Origin of the sequence: Flammeovirga pectinis (genome assembly GCF_003970675.1) — a bacterium.
GTDB classification, from domain to species: Bacteria; Bacteroidota; Bacteroidia; order Cytophagales; family Flammeovirgaceae; genus Flammeovirga; species Flammeovirga pectinis.
This window is the reverse complement of record NZ_CP034562.1, coordinates 1,186,116-1,200,433: the sequence shown is the minus strand read 5'-3', so window position 1 is coordinate 1,200,433 and position 14,318 is coordinate 1,186,116. Positions and strand designations below refer to the sequence as shown.

13 protein-coding genes are annotated in these 14,318 nt (G+C 32.4%); 9 read left to right on the top strand and 4 right to left on the bottom strand.

What is annotated here, in order from left to right; genetic code table 11:
- The first annotated feature begins 966 nt into the window (after window positions 1–966).
- Complete coding sequence (locus EI427_RS04910) at window positions 967–2,535, top strand: arylsulfatase (protein WP_126612232.1); 1,569 nt, start codon at window positions 967–969, stop codon at window positions 2,533–2,535.
- A gap of 72 nt (window positions 2,536–2,607) precedes the next feature.
- On the opposite strand, the gene EI427_RS04905 is transcribed toward EI427_RS04910, so the two are convergent.
- Window positions 2,608–3,696: a zinc ribbon domain-containing protein gene (locus tag EI427_RS04905; RefSeq protein WP_126612230.1), complete on the bottom strand. Its 1,089-nt coding sequence runs from the start codon at window positions 3,694–3,696 to the stop codon at window positions 2,608–2,610.
- A gap of 176 nt (window positions 3,697–3,872) precedes the next feature.
- Here EI427_RS04905 and EI427_RS04900 point away from each other — a divergent pair, with 176 nt between their 5' ends.
- The 3 genes from EI427_RS04900 (at window position 3,873) to EI427_RS04890 (ending at window position 7,658) form a co-directional block, all read left to right on the top strand.
- Entirely contained in the window at window positions 3,873–5,429 is a 1,557-nt protein-coding gene (locus EI427_RS04900; RefSeq protein WP_126612228.1) for a protein adenylyltransferase SelO, read from the top strand.
- A gap of 147 nt (window positions 5,430–5,576) precedes the next feature.
- Complete coding sequence (pyrF, locus tag EI427_RS04895) at window positions 5,577–6,392, top strand: orotidine-5'-phosphate decarboxylase (RefSeq protein WP_126612226.1); 816 nt, start codon at window positions 5,577–5,579, stop codon at window positions 6,390–6,392.
- A 270-nt stretch (window positions 6,393–6,662) separates the two neighbouring features.
- Window positions 6,663–7,658, top strand: coding sequence for a 3-oxoacyl-ACP synthase III family protein (locus tag EI427_RS04890; protein ID WP_126612224.1), 996 nt, complete (start codon window positions 6,663–6,665; stop codon window positions 7,656–7,658).
- Window positions 7,659–7,737: 79 nt separating this feature from the next.
- On the opposite strand, the gene EI427_RS04885 is transcribed toward EI427_RS04890, so the two are convergent.
- Complete coding sequence (locus EI427_RS04885; protein WP_126612222.1) at window positions 7,738–8,583, bottom strand: ATP-binding protein; 846 nt, start codon at window positions 8,581–8,583, stop codon at window positions 7,738–7,740.
- A 55-nt stretch (window positions 8,584–8,638) separates the two neighbouring features.
- Complete coding sequence (locus EI427_RS04880; RefSeq protein WP_126612220.1) at window positions 8,639–9,658, bottom strand: radical SAM/SPASM domain-containing protein; 1,020 nt, start codon at window positions 9,656–9,658, stop codon at window positions 8,639–8,641.
- 170 nt (window positions 9,659–9,828) lie between these two features.
- On the opposite strand from EI427_RS04880, the gene EI427_RS04875 reads away from it, so the two are divergent.
- The 5 genes from EI427_RS04875 (at window position 9,829) to EI427_RS04855 (ending at window position 13,098) form a co-directional block, all read left to right on the top strand.
- Window positions 9,829–10,830, top strand: a complete 1,002-nt coding sequence (locus EI427_RS04875) for a helix-turn-helix transcriptional regulator (RefSeq protein WP_126612218.1) — start codon at window positions 9,829–9,831, stop codon at window positions 10,828–10,830.
- Between the two features lie 11 nt (window positions 10,831–10,841).
- The gene (locus EI427_RS04870; protein WP_126612216.1) at window positions 10,842–11,435 is read left to right on the top strand and encodes an acyl carrier protein phosphodiesterase; all 594 of its coding nucleotides are present in this window, start codon (window positions 10,842–10,844) and stop codon (window positions 11,433–11,435) included.
- The gene (locus EI427_RS04865; protein WP_126612214.1) at window positions 11,422–12,084 is read left to right on the top strand and encodes an ion channel; all 663 of its coding nucleotides are present in this window, start codon (window positions 11,422–11,424) and stop codon (window positions 12,082–12,084) included. The genes EI427_RS04870 and EI427_RS04865 overlap by 14 nt, the downstream gene beginning before the upstream one ends.
- A 35-nt stretch (window positions 12,085–12,119) precedes the next feature.
- Window positions 12,120–12,500 (top strand): DUF1987 domain-containing protein, encoded by a 381-nt coding sequence (locus EI427_RS04860; protein ID WP_126612212.1) that lies wholly within the window; start codon window positions 12,120–12,122, stop codon window positions 12,498–12,500.
- Window positions 12,501–12,825: 325 nt separating this feature from the next.
- Entirely contained in the window at window positions 12,826–13,098 is a 273-nt protein-coding gene (locus EI427_RS04855; RefSeq protein ID WP_126612210.1) for a hypothetical protein, read from the top strand.
- A 468-nt stretch (window positions 13,099–13,566) separates the two neighbouring features.
- On the opposite strand, the gene EI427_RS04850 is transcribed toward EI427_RS04855, so the two are convergent.
- Window positions 13,567–14,289, bottom strand: a complete 723-nt coding sequence (locus EI427_RS04850) for a hypothetical protein (RefSeq protein ID WP_126612208.1) — start codon at window positions 14,287–14,289, stop codon at window positions 13,567–13,569.
- Window positions 14,290–14,318: the final 29 nt, after the last annotated feature.

The window sequence follows — 14,318 nt, the reverse complement described above, 5'->3', positions numbered from 1 at the left end:
TAGCTCATCCTAAAAAAATAGGCAATAGTTATCCATCACTCAATTTTAAGAGCGCTAACGTAAAATGCTATACTAAATAGTTTTGTAAATAGATGATCAAAAAAGAGAAACTAGTTTTTGACTACTTGCTTAAGTACTTTAGAAGCACAATGTGTTTTAACTATCAAATAAAATAGTGTGATAAAACCTACAGTATGTCTAATCAATGTCAATAAACCACTATATACCAGGGATCGACATTCTATAGGCTATGCTACATTTTATCGTCAATAGTCTAAAAAACTAAAGCTGATCATGCACCATTATGCTTCATAATAATTTACAAAAGGAGTGTTAGCTATATTCCATAAAAAATGAAATACAAAGTATAATTGTAGCTAAAAATGAGTGTTTGAAAGATCTTATTTATAATAAGAAATATTGTTGTACAGTGAATAGTACTACCTAAAAACACAGTAGTGATCTTTCATTACATTAATAATTACAATTAATTTGGACAAATAACCTCTACTATTCAAATAGAGAATTCTTATTTAGATAATTACCGATTACAAGCTTTTAATAGCCTATTCTATAAGACTATTTATTTAATTTTCATTTATAACGCTAAGTTCGTAGTTGTCCAAAGGATGTTAACACATAACCATCCTTTAACTATTTCATTTCATTATCTTAGTTGATTTGAGTTTTTATTGAAATTCTATTTATTTTTAGCTGGTACTAGTGGTTTACATTTTAACATTAGCAATTTAATAAAAAATCTTCTAAACAAACAATTTTTTAATGCAAAAATAAATCATTTAGTTATCAGATCAACAAGTAGTTACCGATAACATTGTTCACTAATAATAACACTAAAAAGCCGAAATAGACTTCTTATCATAGGTCAATTTTTATAATAAGTAGAGTTTTTACATTTGTATTGTTGATTTAGTTCAAAGTCAAACAAATATAAAATAATATACTATGAAAAAGATACTATACTTTAGCTTCAGTCTATTCTCCTTATTATTTACAATTACAAATAGTTCTGCTAAAAATAAGCAACCAAATATATTAGTGGTATGGGGTGATGATATTGGAATTTCCAATGTATCTGCATATAACCTTGGCATGATGGGGTATCAAACTCCAAATATTGATAAAGTTGCCAATGAAGGTGGTCTATTTACACATTATTATTCTCAGCAAAGTTGTACAGCAGGTAGAGCATCGTTTATTTTAGGTGAAGAACCTTTTAGAACGGGATTGCTTACAATTGGTCTACCAGGGTCGCCTCATGGTATTCCTGAATGGGCACCAACAATTGCAGATTTACTTAAAGAAGAAGGGTATACCACTGGTCAGTTTGGTAAAAACCATTTAGGTGACCGTGATGAACATTTACCGACAGAACATGGTTTTGATGAGTTCTTTGGTAACCTGTATCATTTAAATGCAGAAGAAGAACCAGAATCTTATTACTACCCAAAAGACGAAGAATTTAAAAGGAAATATGGCCCAAGAGGTGTCATACATTCTTATGCTGATGGTAGAGTTTCTGATACAGGACCTCTTACTAAAAAACGCATGGAAACAATAGATGATGAATTATTAGAAGGTGCTACTTCTTTTATGGAAAAAGCAGCAAAAGAAGATAAGCCTTTCTTTTTATGGTTTAATTCTACAAGAATGCATATCTGGACGCACTTAAAAAATGAGTCTGAAGGTGTTACTGGAGTTGGTGAATATGCAGATGGAATGGTAGAGCACGACAGACACTTAGGTGTTTTATTAGATAAATTAGAAGAACTTGGTATTGATGACAACACAATTGTTATCTGGTCTACGGATAATGGCACACAAAAATTTACATGGCCTGACGGTGGTATTTCTCCTTTTAAAGGTGATAAAGGTACTACTTGGGAAGGTGGTTTCCGTGCTCCATGTGTTGTAAAATGGCCTGGTACTATTAAACCAGGTACAAAATATGACGGCATGGCTTCTCATATGGATTGGATGCCTACATTATTAGCTGCTGCTGGTCAAGAAAACATTGTTGAAGATGTAAAAAACGGTTATGAGGCTAATGGCAAAACTTGGAAAGTACATTTAGATGGATATGATTTAACAGACTATCTTTCTGGTGAAGCAAAAGAGTCGCCTAGAGAAACATTTTATTACTTCTCTTCTACTGGTGATATGAATGCGGTGCGATGGAAAGAATGGAAAGTAAGTTTTGCTATTCAAGAAGGTGACATGTCTGAAGCTTACCGAATGGTTCCTGCCTTTCCTAAAGTCGTCAATTTAAAACTTGATCCTTTTGAGATGGCACAAGATCAATCAAAAACAGCCTTTAAATGGTATGTTGAAAATATGTGGCTCTTTGGTTCTATTGGTGAACAAGTAGAAAAGTTTGTAAAAACTGTACCCAATTATCCTTTCCAACCTGCAGCGGCTAGGGCAGATAAAATTGGTTACGATATGTTTAAGCAAATGAAAGACCTTCAACGTTTAAATAAAGTTGAAGAAGATGTGAAAAAATTAAACAAATAATTAAAGAAGATAATTGTAAATTTGCTTCTAAATTCAAGGTCACTTCTATGGAAGTGACCTTGCTTTGTACTATTATTTTTCTGAGACAATACTTGTACCGCATTTAGAACAATAGGGCAAGTGTGCATAATTTTCTGTACCACAATTTGTACACGGTTTAAATAGCTCTAAACCACAGTATCTACAAAAATTAGTAACAATTCCATATCCTTGAGCCTTAAATTTTCTATCAAGGTCTTTATCCCATTTCTTTAAAATAAAGTCTTTACCACAAGAAGGACACATATGACTTGCTAAGGCTCTTTCTGCAGTATCTAATTGTACTTTCTTTGCTCTTTCGTTACTCGGTGCTTTTAACTCACTTTTCTTCTTTTCAATAAATGCCTTAATCTTATTTATAGCATACATTCCAAAAAGAACACTCAAAATAATACCTACAGTGTAACGAATGTACCCTCCATAACTTGGTAAATAAGGTACTAAACCAAAGAAAAATGCATAAAAAGAGAACATCACATAGCCTAAAAATATAGGCCAGTATTTATGCTTTCTAAACTTAACAATAAAAAATATCCCTAATGCTAATATTGGCAATACAATAAATAATCTGATTAAGAATACTTTTAAATCTATTGCTCTAATTTCTTCATCTTGCTTTTTGTAAGCCTCCTGCTTTTCAGTATCTAAAGAAGAATTTATAGTGCTTATTTCTTTACCGATAATAGCTAAAGTATCGTCTATAAGAGACATTTTTGCTCTCCACTCCTGCTCTGTTTTATAATGAGTATCTAATTTGTTTGCCCTAGATAAGATCTCATTATCTTCACTCGGAGAACCCACTGTTTTTCTTGCCGCTAACCAATTATCGTACGATTCTTTTTCGTTTTTATAATTTTTACTTGCTGCAGCAATAGTCTTTTGAATGCTGCCTCTTTTTTCACTCTGATAGTCGCGTACTACATAGAGTTTTTTAAGTGCTGCTTTTTGCTTCTTAACAAATGCTTGATCTTGAAATTCTTCTACTGAAGGTCTTCCTTCCCAATCATCTATATCACCCATAAACTGTGAGGATAGTGAGATTAAGAAACCACATAGAACAAGTGCTATTAAATAGTTTATCCATTTTGAAGTTCTTTCTAACTTCTTATTATTAAATTCCATCAGATTGTTTAGTTAGTTTACACTATTAAGCGTTAATTATGTACTAAAATTGAGATATATTCTGCATTAAAACAACTTTCTATTTCATCTACACTTTACAGATAGAAAATAGATGTGTAATTTTACACGCAGAGCTTTCTTTCATCACTAAGTACATTCACTTTCAGTCCAAACGTATGAAACTTACTATTCAAGATACTTTTAATAAAGAGTTACCAGCAGATTCGGTTATTGACAACCATAGAAGACAAGTAAATGCTGCTTGTTTCTCTTATGTTATACCAAAGAAAACTGCAAAACCAGAAATTCTTCATGTTTCTACAGAAATGCTAGAGGCTTTAGGTTTAACTGAAGAAGACAGTACTTCTGAAGAATTTAAATTGATATTTACTGGAAACGCTGTTCTAGAAGGAACAAAGCCATTTGCAATGTGCTATGGCGGACATCAATTTGGAAATTGGGCAGGGCAACTTGGAGATGGAAGAGCCATTAATCTCTTTGAGGTAGTGCATGATGAAAAACGATGGGCTGTACAATTAAAAGGAGCTGGAGAAACGCCATATTCTAGGTCTGCCGATGGACTTGCTGTACTAAGGTCTTCAATTAGAGAATATCTCTGTAGCGAAGCAATGTTCCATTTAGGAGTACCAACAACAAGGGCACTATCACTTGCACTTTCTGGAGATAGTGTACTTAGAGATGTGTTATATGATGGACATCCTGCCTATGAAAAAGGTGCAATTGTTACACGTGTAGCTCCTTCATTTATTCGTTTTGGTAACTTCGAAATCTTGGCATCAAAGAAAGATGTACCAACATTAAAAGCACTTACTGATTATACTATACATCACTTTTACTCTCATCTAGGAACGCCTTCTAAAGATACTTATTTAAAGTTTTTTGAAGAGGTATCGGAACGTAGTTTAGAAATGGTCATCCATTGGCAAAGAGTTGGTTTTGTACATGGTGTAATGAATACCGATAATATGTCTATCCTTGGTTTAACTATTGATTATGGTCCATACGGGTGGTTAGAAGGTTATGATTTTGGATGGACACCAAATACTACTGATAGAGAACATAAACGCTACAGATTTGGCAGTCAAGTAGATATTGTAGGTTGGAATTTATATCAATTGGCCAATGCTTTATATTTACTTATTGGAGAGGCCGAGGGGTTAGAAAATGCCTTAGCTAACTTCAGAACAATGTATGATACGCAATATTTAGAAATGATGAAATCTAAAATTGGTTTATTTACAGAAGATAAGAAGGATAAAGAGCTTATTGTAGCCTTACAAAAAGTACTTCATGTTACAGAAACAGACATGACAATCTTCTTTAGAAAATTGAGTGATTTTACATTAACATCTCATCCTATACAATGTATTAAAGATGCCTTTTATATAACAGATGAAATTGATGGAGTTGTTACAGAAAAGTGGCAAGAATGGTTTGACTTCTATACAACTCGTCTCCAAAAAGAAACGCTTTCGGATAAAGATCGAAAAGTAAAAATGGATGCGGTAAACCCAAAATATGTACTCCGCAATTACATGGCACAGTTGGCTATAAATGCTGCTGAAAAAGAAGAATACACACTCATTGATGAGTTGTTCCAATTACTTAAAAAACCATATGATGAACAACCTGAAAATGAAAAATGGTTTGCAAAAAGACCCGATTGGGCAAGACATAAAGTAGGTTGTTCTATGCTTTCTTGTAGTTCTTAAACGTATAGGCTCAAATCTTTAAGTTTTTATCACTTTTGTAAGTGTAGAATTAATTGCACATTAATTCCGAAGTCTTAACTTTGTATGATTTTAAAGATATGAAAATTAAGGGTTGCTAACCCTATTAGTGTAACCATTTAAAGCATCATGACAAAAGAAGAATTATTTGGCGAAATCAAAAAGAAAGAAAGTTTTCTTTGTGTTGGGCTAGATACAGATCCAAATAAAATACCGGCTCACCTTCTTAAGGAAGAAGACCCTATTTTTGCTTTCAATAAGCAAATCATTGATGCTACTGCAGATTATTGTGTTTCTTATAAACCCAATATCGCTTTTTATGAGTCTTTAGGAACTAAAGGATGGGATGCATTACAAAAAACATTAGAATATATGCCTAAGTCGCATTTTTCTATTGCTGATGCGAAAAGAGGTGATATCGGAAATACTTCTGATATGTACGCTAAAGCATTTTTTAAAAATTTGGACTTTGATTCCATCACTGTTGCTCCCTATATGGGCGAAGATTCTGTTACTCCTTTTTTATATAAAGGAAAATGGGTGATTGTACTTGCACATACATCAAATAAAGGAGGATTAGATTTCCAACGTATCATTAATAAAGATACTGGTAATTTCCTTTTCCAAGATATCATGATTAAGAACCAAGAATGGGCTACACCAGAACAGCTCATGTTTGTTGTTGGTGCTACTCGTGCTGAAAGTCTTCTTGATGTTAGAAAAGTAGCTCCAGATAATTTCTTACTTGTTCCGGGTGTAGGTGCTCAAGGTGGAGACTTACAAGGCGTTGCTAAATACGGAATGAACAAAGAATGTGGGCTTCTAGTCAATTCATCAAGAGGTATTATTTATGCTTCTAATGGAACTGACTTTGCTGATGTAGCAAAAAAAGAAGCTCAAAAATTACAACAAGAAATGTCTTCTCTACTCGAGAAATATTTATAATTTTACTTAGATTAGATTGTTAGTAGAAATAAAGAATATTTTTACTAACAATCTTATTTATTCAGTACCAAGGTTTAATCAATATACTACACTTTAATGATAAGAATGTATGGAAGTTATAGTGCTTCATTACCCTCTTATAGATAGAAGTAGTTAAAGCCGGTACTACACAACAAAAGGTATAGATGTAAAAAAGAACTTCACTTTGTGTACTCTTTTTAAAACACAACCTACTTAATAATAATCATATATAAGCAATAATTTAAGCGTATGAAAAATGCAAAAATTACAGGATTAGGTTTCTATGTACCTGAAAATGTGGTAACCAATGATGATCTTGCACAAAAAATTACAACTTCTGACGAATGGATTCGTGAGCGTTCTGGTATTGAGCAACGTAGGTACGCTGCTCCAGGACAAGCCAACTACCATTTAGCGGCAGAAGCGACTAAAGAAGCTCTTGCCATGGCAGAGATGGAACCAAAGGATATAGATATGATTGTCTATTGTACTTTGAGTGCCGATTATATCTTTCCGGGTTCTGGTGTATTATTACAAAGAGAATTAGGGTTTAAAACTGTACCTGCCTTAGATATTAGACAACAATGTTCTGGTTTTGTATACGGTTTGTCTATTGCAGACCAATACATTAAAACTGGAATGTACAAGAATATTCTAGTTGTTGGATCAGAAATTCACTCTAGAGGTTTAGACTTTTCTGATGCGGGTAGAGCAGTAACGGTACTTTTTGGTGACGGTGCTGGCGCTGCTATTCTTTCTCCTACAGACGAAGATTGTGGTATACTTTCTACACACATGCATTCAGAAGGAGAACACGCAGAAAAGTTGGCTGTTATTGACCCTGGTTTTACAAAAGAAGAACGTTTTGATCCTAAATATTGGGAGCCGGGTGGAACTGCCTATCCTTTTATGGATGGCCAATTTGTATTTAAAAATGCAGTTGTTCGTTTCCAAGAAGTTATTGCAGAGGCTTTAAAAGCAAATAACATGACGGCAGAAGACATTGATCTTTTAGTACCTCATCAAGCTAATTTGAGAATTTCTAATTTTGTACAAGCAAAAATGAAATTACCAGACGATAAGGTGGTTAATACTATTCAAAAATATGGTAATACTACTGCGGCATCTATTCCGATTAGTTTAACAACAGCCTATAAAGAAGGTAGAATTAAGAAAGGTGATATTATTTGTTTAGCAGCATTCGGCTCTGGGTTTACTTGGGCCTCTGCTATCATTAAATGGTAATAGAACTTTCTAAATATAAAAAAGCAGCCTAGTATTAGATTAATTTCCAATACTAGGCTGCTTTTTTAATGACAAGAAATTACTTACTGCTGATAGAAATAACCATTTCAGTACCTTTTTTTTCTTGTGTATTCATTTCAAAAGTTGCGCCTTGAGATAGCAAAATCTTCTTTGCCAATTCTAGTGCCTTCAATTCTTCAGAACTTTGACCTTTATAGCCCCAACCCTGCCCATTATCAGAAATACTTATTTGTGCTTCGCCCATAGATGCATATAATGATACAGTTATTTTACCATTTCCTTTAATAGTATTGGCAGAGCAACGAATTAATGCACTCAAAGATTTTGTCAATAAATTCTGATTAACAACAACAACTGGAGCACCCCCAATTTGCGTAGCAATACTCACGTTTTCTGGTAACGATTTCTTTGCTGTTTCAATGGTTGCTTCTACTAATTCTTTAGGCTGAATTTCTCTTTTCTTCCCAATATTATGCGTAGAAACCATCGTAAGGTCTCCAAGGTCATCATTCTCTTGTACCTTTAAAGCTCCAAGATTACCAACACCTCTTAAACGAGATGAAGTGTAAGCCATAGTTTCTTCTTCTACCACCTTTGGCTTATTTACTGGAGCAGACTTTACAATACGTTTTTCCGTTTCTTTTAGCTTCTCTTCTAAATAAGCAATCTTCTCTTTTTGGGCATTATAAGATTGGTAATTACGTTTTTTCTGACTTTTTCTTACTACTTCTGATATTACCAAACCAATTATTAATATTAAAATGATCGCACCAAAAAGCGACCTTTCCATAATAAGGTGAGAAGAAACGTCCATTATTGAGTTACTTTTTGCTAAAACGCCTAGTGGTAAACTCAATAAAAGAACAGAAAAAAAGCCTCTGATTAAACTATAGTTTAATTTCATAATTTGATACAACTTCTTGTTTGTCTTTTCAACTACACTGAACACTGATTATCAATCAATTAAATATATTTATTCCTTCAGTACAGTTCTTACATATATCTATATTTTCTCTCCCTTCTAGGAGTGATTTTCTAAAATTTGTATAGCTTTGACTATGCCATATATTCAAGAAACCAATATAATCATTTTTTATAGCTCCAAGAACATGTTTAGCATCTTTATCAAAACAACAAGGTGCAACTTTACCATCCCATGTTATAACAGCAGAATGCCACATTCTCCAACAATTCCTTTCTAATTCACCTTTAAAACGATATTTCCCTTCAGCATACTCAGTATACCTAGAATATTCTTGTTTTGTTGGAATTAAAGGAGAACCGTTTTCATAATCATAAATTTGAGCTGTTTTAAAAACAATTCGATCTACTTTTAAATCTTTTGCTAACTGCTTCGCATCATCTATTTGATGTTCATTTGGCTTTACTACTAAAAACTGAAAAACAACTTCTGGAGTAGAAGAATTTAATTTTTTTTTCCACCTCAAAACATTTTCTACCCCTTCAAATACCTTATTAATATGTCCACCTACCCTATATTGCTGATACACCTCTTGTGTAATTCCATCTAAAGACACAATCAATTTATCTAACCCAGAGGCTACAGTTTGTTGAGCGGTTGCATCTGTTAGATAATGTGCATTGGTAGAAGTAGAAGTATAAATCCCTTTATCCGAAGCTTCTTTTACCATGGCTAAAAAATTGGGGTGTAGATAAGGCTCACCCTGAAAATAGAAAGTAAGGTACATTAAAGTAGCCTTCAACTCGTCTATAATTCTTGAAAACTGTTCTTTTTGTAGCATACCCGTTGGGCGCGTAAAAGACCTTAATCCACTTGGGCATTCGGGACAGCGTAAATTACAAGATGTAGTGGGCTCAATAGACAAACTGATTGGATTACCATAATGAACAGGCTTCTTCAACCATTTTGAAAGGTAAAAAGTTGCAAATACTACAAATGCATTCAGTAGTTTTTTTAAAGTAACTTTTTTTATTAGCTGATATGTCTCCCCTTTCAATTATTAAGCAGTTATGTCTATAAAATGATTTGTAATGCGTAGTTTATTTAGTATTCTATCAACTACATCAATTAAATATCAAATTTGCTTGAATTACCGATAAAAAAAAATTAATTTTTGATAGTTTCCGTAATTGCGGTAATCAACAAGTAATTTTAAACCCTTTTTTAATGAAAAGCAGTAAGCTTTCCTTTTTACGCTATTTATTAATTGATAAACTTATCAGAAATAAACAATATCCTTTTCCATCAAAACAAAGGCTATTAGATAAGTGTTCTGAAGAATTTGGTATCAATTCACCTTCTACAATAGAAAAGGATCTCCAAGCATTAAGGTCTGAATTTGATGCTCCAATAGCTTACAGCAAAAAAAATGGTGGGTATTATTATACCAATAGTGAATATAAATTACTTGGTGTTAACTTAACAGGTGAACACTTAGAAGCCTTAAATTTTGTAGAAACATTCTTGGTAGAATTTAAAGCCCTACCCGTTTTTAATAATTTCTCTAATGCTGTAGATAAAGTTTTGGATGGTATTGATATCACTAAATCTTTAAAGAATGACAAAGAGAATTTTGATAGTTTTATTCAATTAGAAAAATCAATCTATACAAAAGGTGATACTGTTTTTTCTGAAATAATAAATGCTATTAAAGATAATTACGTTATTGATATCGTTTACCAAAAATTTGATGCACAAGAAGAAGAAAAGTACGCCTTCCACCCTTACCTTTTAAAAGAGTTTAAAGGGTTGTGGTATGTAGTTGGCTATGCAGAAAATAGACAAGGTATTAGAACTTTTGCAATTGATAGATTACAAAGCACTGAAAAGAAAAACAATGCTGTTTATATCCAAGCACATCAGGTAGATTTTGATAAAAACGCTTATTTTAAAAATTGTATTGGGGTTACTTTAAAAGGGAAACCTCAAGATATAATACTATCTTTCAATTCTTTTGCGGCAAACTTTGTAAAAACAACTCCTATCCATGAAACACAAGAAATACTTTCTGAAAGTAAAAATGAATTACAAGTGAAGGTGCGTTTAGTAGATAATAATGAATTACGTGCTATGATATTAGGTTGGGGTGCTCAAGTTGAAGTATTATCACCTTTTGGTTTACGAAAGAAAATTGCACAAGAAATTAAAAATATAGCACAACGCTATTAACACTATATCATTTGAATTATTTAGCTCATTTATACCTATCAAGAGATAATGATGAAGAAATGTTTGGCAACTTTATCGGAGATTTTGTAAAAGGTAAAACGTACAACCATTTACCTACTAATGTTGCAAATGGCGTTCGTTACCATCGCTTTATTGATGATTATACAGACAATCATGAAATCACTAAAGAAATGGCACAGCGTATTCGACCTTATGCAAAAAGGTATGCAATGGTTGTTACAGACATTTACCACGATCATTTTTTAGCTTTACACTGGAATACATTAGCCACTGATAAAAACCTAGATGAGTTTGCTAACTATTTTTATCAACTTCCTTACTGGAAGCAAGAATGGACGCCAGAAAGAGCCGTAAACATGTATCCGTTTTTAACTAAATACGATTGGTTAAATGCCTATAAAAACTTTGATGGATTAACAAAAGTCTTTGGTGGTATGCAAAATCGTATTAAAAATTTAGCACCAATAGGTAATTCTGTAGATTGGCTAAAAAACGATTACGATTTTTTCTTAGATTGCCACAATATTTTTTTTCCTGAGCTGCAAACTGCATTTAATAAGTTCCGAGACAATGATCGTTATTAATACTAAAATACGTGATTTCCTTGAAGAGAGTAGATATGTAATCCTTCTGATTGCCTACTTCCTTGTATTATGGGTTCCCATTATTTTTCAATCTTTCAACATCTCCGACGAGCTATCTGATATCTCTTTGGTTGTACTTATGTTTGCCATTCTAAATTTTATTAGAAAGGCTAAATTTTATAATAAAATCACTTTAGTTATAACTTTCTTTATAATAACAGGAAGAAGTGCAAGTGTTGGTACGGAAAGTGATTCAGTAAATATTGCAAATTGGATAGCTATGCTTATCTACTTCTCGATTTTCCTGACTATATTGTTAAAGCAAGTTTGGTCGTCAAAAAGCGTGAATATGAATACTATCCTTGGGGCAATTGCCGGATACATTCAGATTGGTGTGATCGAATTTATATTATTCAAAATTTGTGATGCATACTTCGATGGAAAGGCATTTAATACAACCGTTTCGATAGCAGATATTATCTATTTTAGCTTTGTGACTTTAACAACTGTAGGCTATGGAGATATTACCCCAGTTGTAGATGAAGCTCGAGCGTTTAGTGTTATATTCGCAATGGTTGGACAGTTTTATATGGCAATTTTAATGGCACTTCTTGTTGGAAAGTACCAACAAGAGCATTCAAAACAATAAATTATTAACTTTCCAAATAACTATAATTAATTAATATGGATAAATTATTTATCAAAAAGAAGGAATTTGTTCCTGAAGTAAACTTCGAACCAGCAAAAGGCTTACTTGAAATTTCAGGTCAATCTTACCATGAGTACACTGCAGAGTTTTTTGAGCCTCTTTTTGAATGGGTTTCAAAATATCTTGAAGAAGGTGGACATGATATTACCTTAAACTACAAGATGACCTATTTTAATACAGCATCTTCTAAAAGTTTTTTCCAAATTATCGAATTATTACAAGCATACGAAGAAAGTGGTAAAGGAAAGGCCATCGTAAACTGGTATTATAAAAAAGATGATGAGGATATGTTAGAAACTGGAGAAGACTTTATTAGCGACTCTGGCTGGAAAAATATACATCTAATCGGTTATTAAAAGTAATAAAGCCTCAAGAAATACTTTGAGTAAACAATTACACCAAAAATATATCGTAAGGGCAAATACCCTACTTAAGACCTTTTTTTAAATAAAAAGGTCTTTTTTTATAATAAATAACTTTATCTATACGTTTAAAAACTATAATTGTACTATTGACACATTCTTTTGGACTGATTTTGGCTGCAAGAATATCGATTAGTTGTTTTATTGTAAAGTAAGTTACATCATGATTTATTTTATAAGCAAACATTTTTTAAACCTAATCGTATTGAGTAGAAAATAGTGTGAAAACATTTACTCTTTTTTAATTAAATGAAAATTTATGATTTGGCTTTTTAATACTATACTTCTTTTATACTTAGCTGTTTCTAATATTGCTATTATCTTAAGAATTTATAAATCGTTCTTACAGTACATGAGTCCTGCAAAAGGTTACCTAACTATTGCTTTACTTCTTTCTTCTTTAGGTGGTATTGACTATTATGTTTACGAAGTAACATCTGAAAAATTTGTTGTTGTTGAAGAAACTAAAAAAGTATACCAACAAATTGAAGAACGTGGTTTAGAATTACAAGAAATCGCTAACCAAAAATAATGTACTTTTACTTATTTTTTACGCACATTGCTTAAGCTAAATTCTTAATAAGAAATTATATCAACACCCTTAATTGAAGTTTATTCAATTAAGGGTGTTTTGTTTTATGAGTTCTTTGAAGGTATTCATTTAAACATACCTGCCACAAGACTCTGTAAAGATCATTAATAAACATAAAAAGTGTAAATCATAACGGCTCATTTAGTACCGATAGTTCAATAGAAGCAGCCTGAATACTACTCAATATAAATGACTACACCTATATAACCTGTGGGAAGTAGCACTACTACGTCCTAAACAACAAGAATAAAAATCACTGATTACGTATCTCATAATCTATGATCGTAAGATCTGGGCTAATAATAAAATTAAACACCCAAAACTATAATTTCAATCATGAATAAACAAAAAAAGCACCTAACAGTACTGCTAGATGCTTCTCTATATATTTTTATTCGAATCCTAAAACTAACGCATAAAACGTCTACCAGGAATTCTGTAGGCTACACCAATTTGACCAGTTACATAAAAATCTACTGGTAATAAATTATTTTTTGCTCCATCTAAATCATCAGACGTAGACATTCTAAACAAGGCTTCTGCATTTAAAATCCAACGTTCTTTTAAAGCATAACGCACACCTAAACCTCCATTTAATGTACCACCTACTTTATAATATGAACTTCCTATATTTCCATTAGCTTGTTCTTCAATATAATTATTAACCTTTGCAGCAAAAAGACCTGTACCTGCCATCAAGTACCAATTCCAATGATTGCTCTTTCTATTCTTATAAGCACCTCTAGATTTATTCTTTTTATTAACACCAATATCAAAAATCATCATTGGTGTAAAATCAAAAATATTAGTTCTAAAAGCTGCTTTACCAAAGTTTTCGCTTGAACTTAAATTATCTTTTGAACCAATTTGAGCCCATGTTCCTTGAAAACGGAAATGCCATCTTTTCGCAAATTTAGTCTGAATATATCCAGAAAGTGATGGACGTATACTACCTAAATCAATTGTACTAAAAGCTTGGTTTGCATACTGCCCAGAGTAATAGGCTCCACCTATATTACCACCAATTAAGGTGTAATTTGTTTTTTCAATTAAATTTAATGTGCGGTGTGATTGGGCAAACCCTAAATGCACAGCTAAACAGAAAGTTAATAATAGTAGTATTTTCTTCATGACTATATTCGAATTGCAGCAATCTGCCG

Coding starts and splice junctions, on each gene's coding strand:
- EI427_RS04910 (WP_126612232.1), top strand. CDS start 967: ATGAAAAAGATACTATACTTTAGCTTCAGTCTATTCTCCTTATTATTT.
- EI427_RS04905 (WP_126612230.1), bottom strand. CDS start 3,696: ATGGAATTTAATAATAAGAAGTTAGAAAGAACTTCAAAATGGATAAAC.
- EI427_RS04900 (WP_126612228.1), top strand. CDS start 3,873: ATGAAACTTACTATTCAAGATACTTTTAATAAAGAGTTACCAGCAGAT.
- pyrF (WP_126612226.1), top strand. CDS start 5,577: ATGACAAAAGAAGAATTATTTGGCGAAATCAAAAAGAAAGAAAGTTTT.
- EI427_RS04890 (WP_126612224.1), top strand. CDS start 6,663: ATGAAAAATGCAAAAATTACAGGATTAGGTTTCTATGTACCTGAAAAT.
- EI427_RS04885 (WP_126612222.1), bottom strand. CDS start 8,583: ATGAAATTAAACTATAGTTTAATCAGAGGCTTTTTTTCTGTTCTTTTA.
- EI427_RS04875 (WP_126612218.1), top strand. CDS start 9,829: ATGAAAAGCAGTAAGCTTTCCTTTTTACGCTATTTATTAATTGATAAA.
- EI427_RS04865 (WP_126612214.1), top strand. CDS start 11,422: ATGATCGTTATTAATACTAAAATACGTGATTTCCTTGAAGAGAGTAGA.
- EI427_RS04860 (WP_126612212.1), top strand. CDS start 12,120: ATGGATAAATTATTTATCAAAAAGAAGGAATTTGTTCCTGAAGTAAAC.
- EI427_RS04855 (WP_126612210.1), top strand. CDS start 12,826: ATGATTTGGCTTTTTAATACTATACTTCTTTTATACTTAGCTGTTTCT.
- EI427_RS04850 (WP_126612208.1), bottom strand. CDS start 14,289: ATGAAGAAAATACTACTATTATTAACTTTCTGTTTAGCTGTGCATTTA.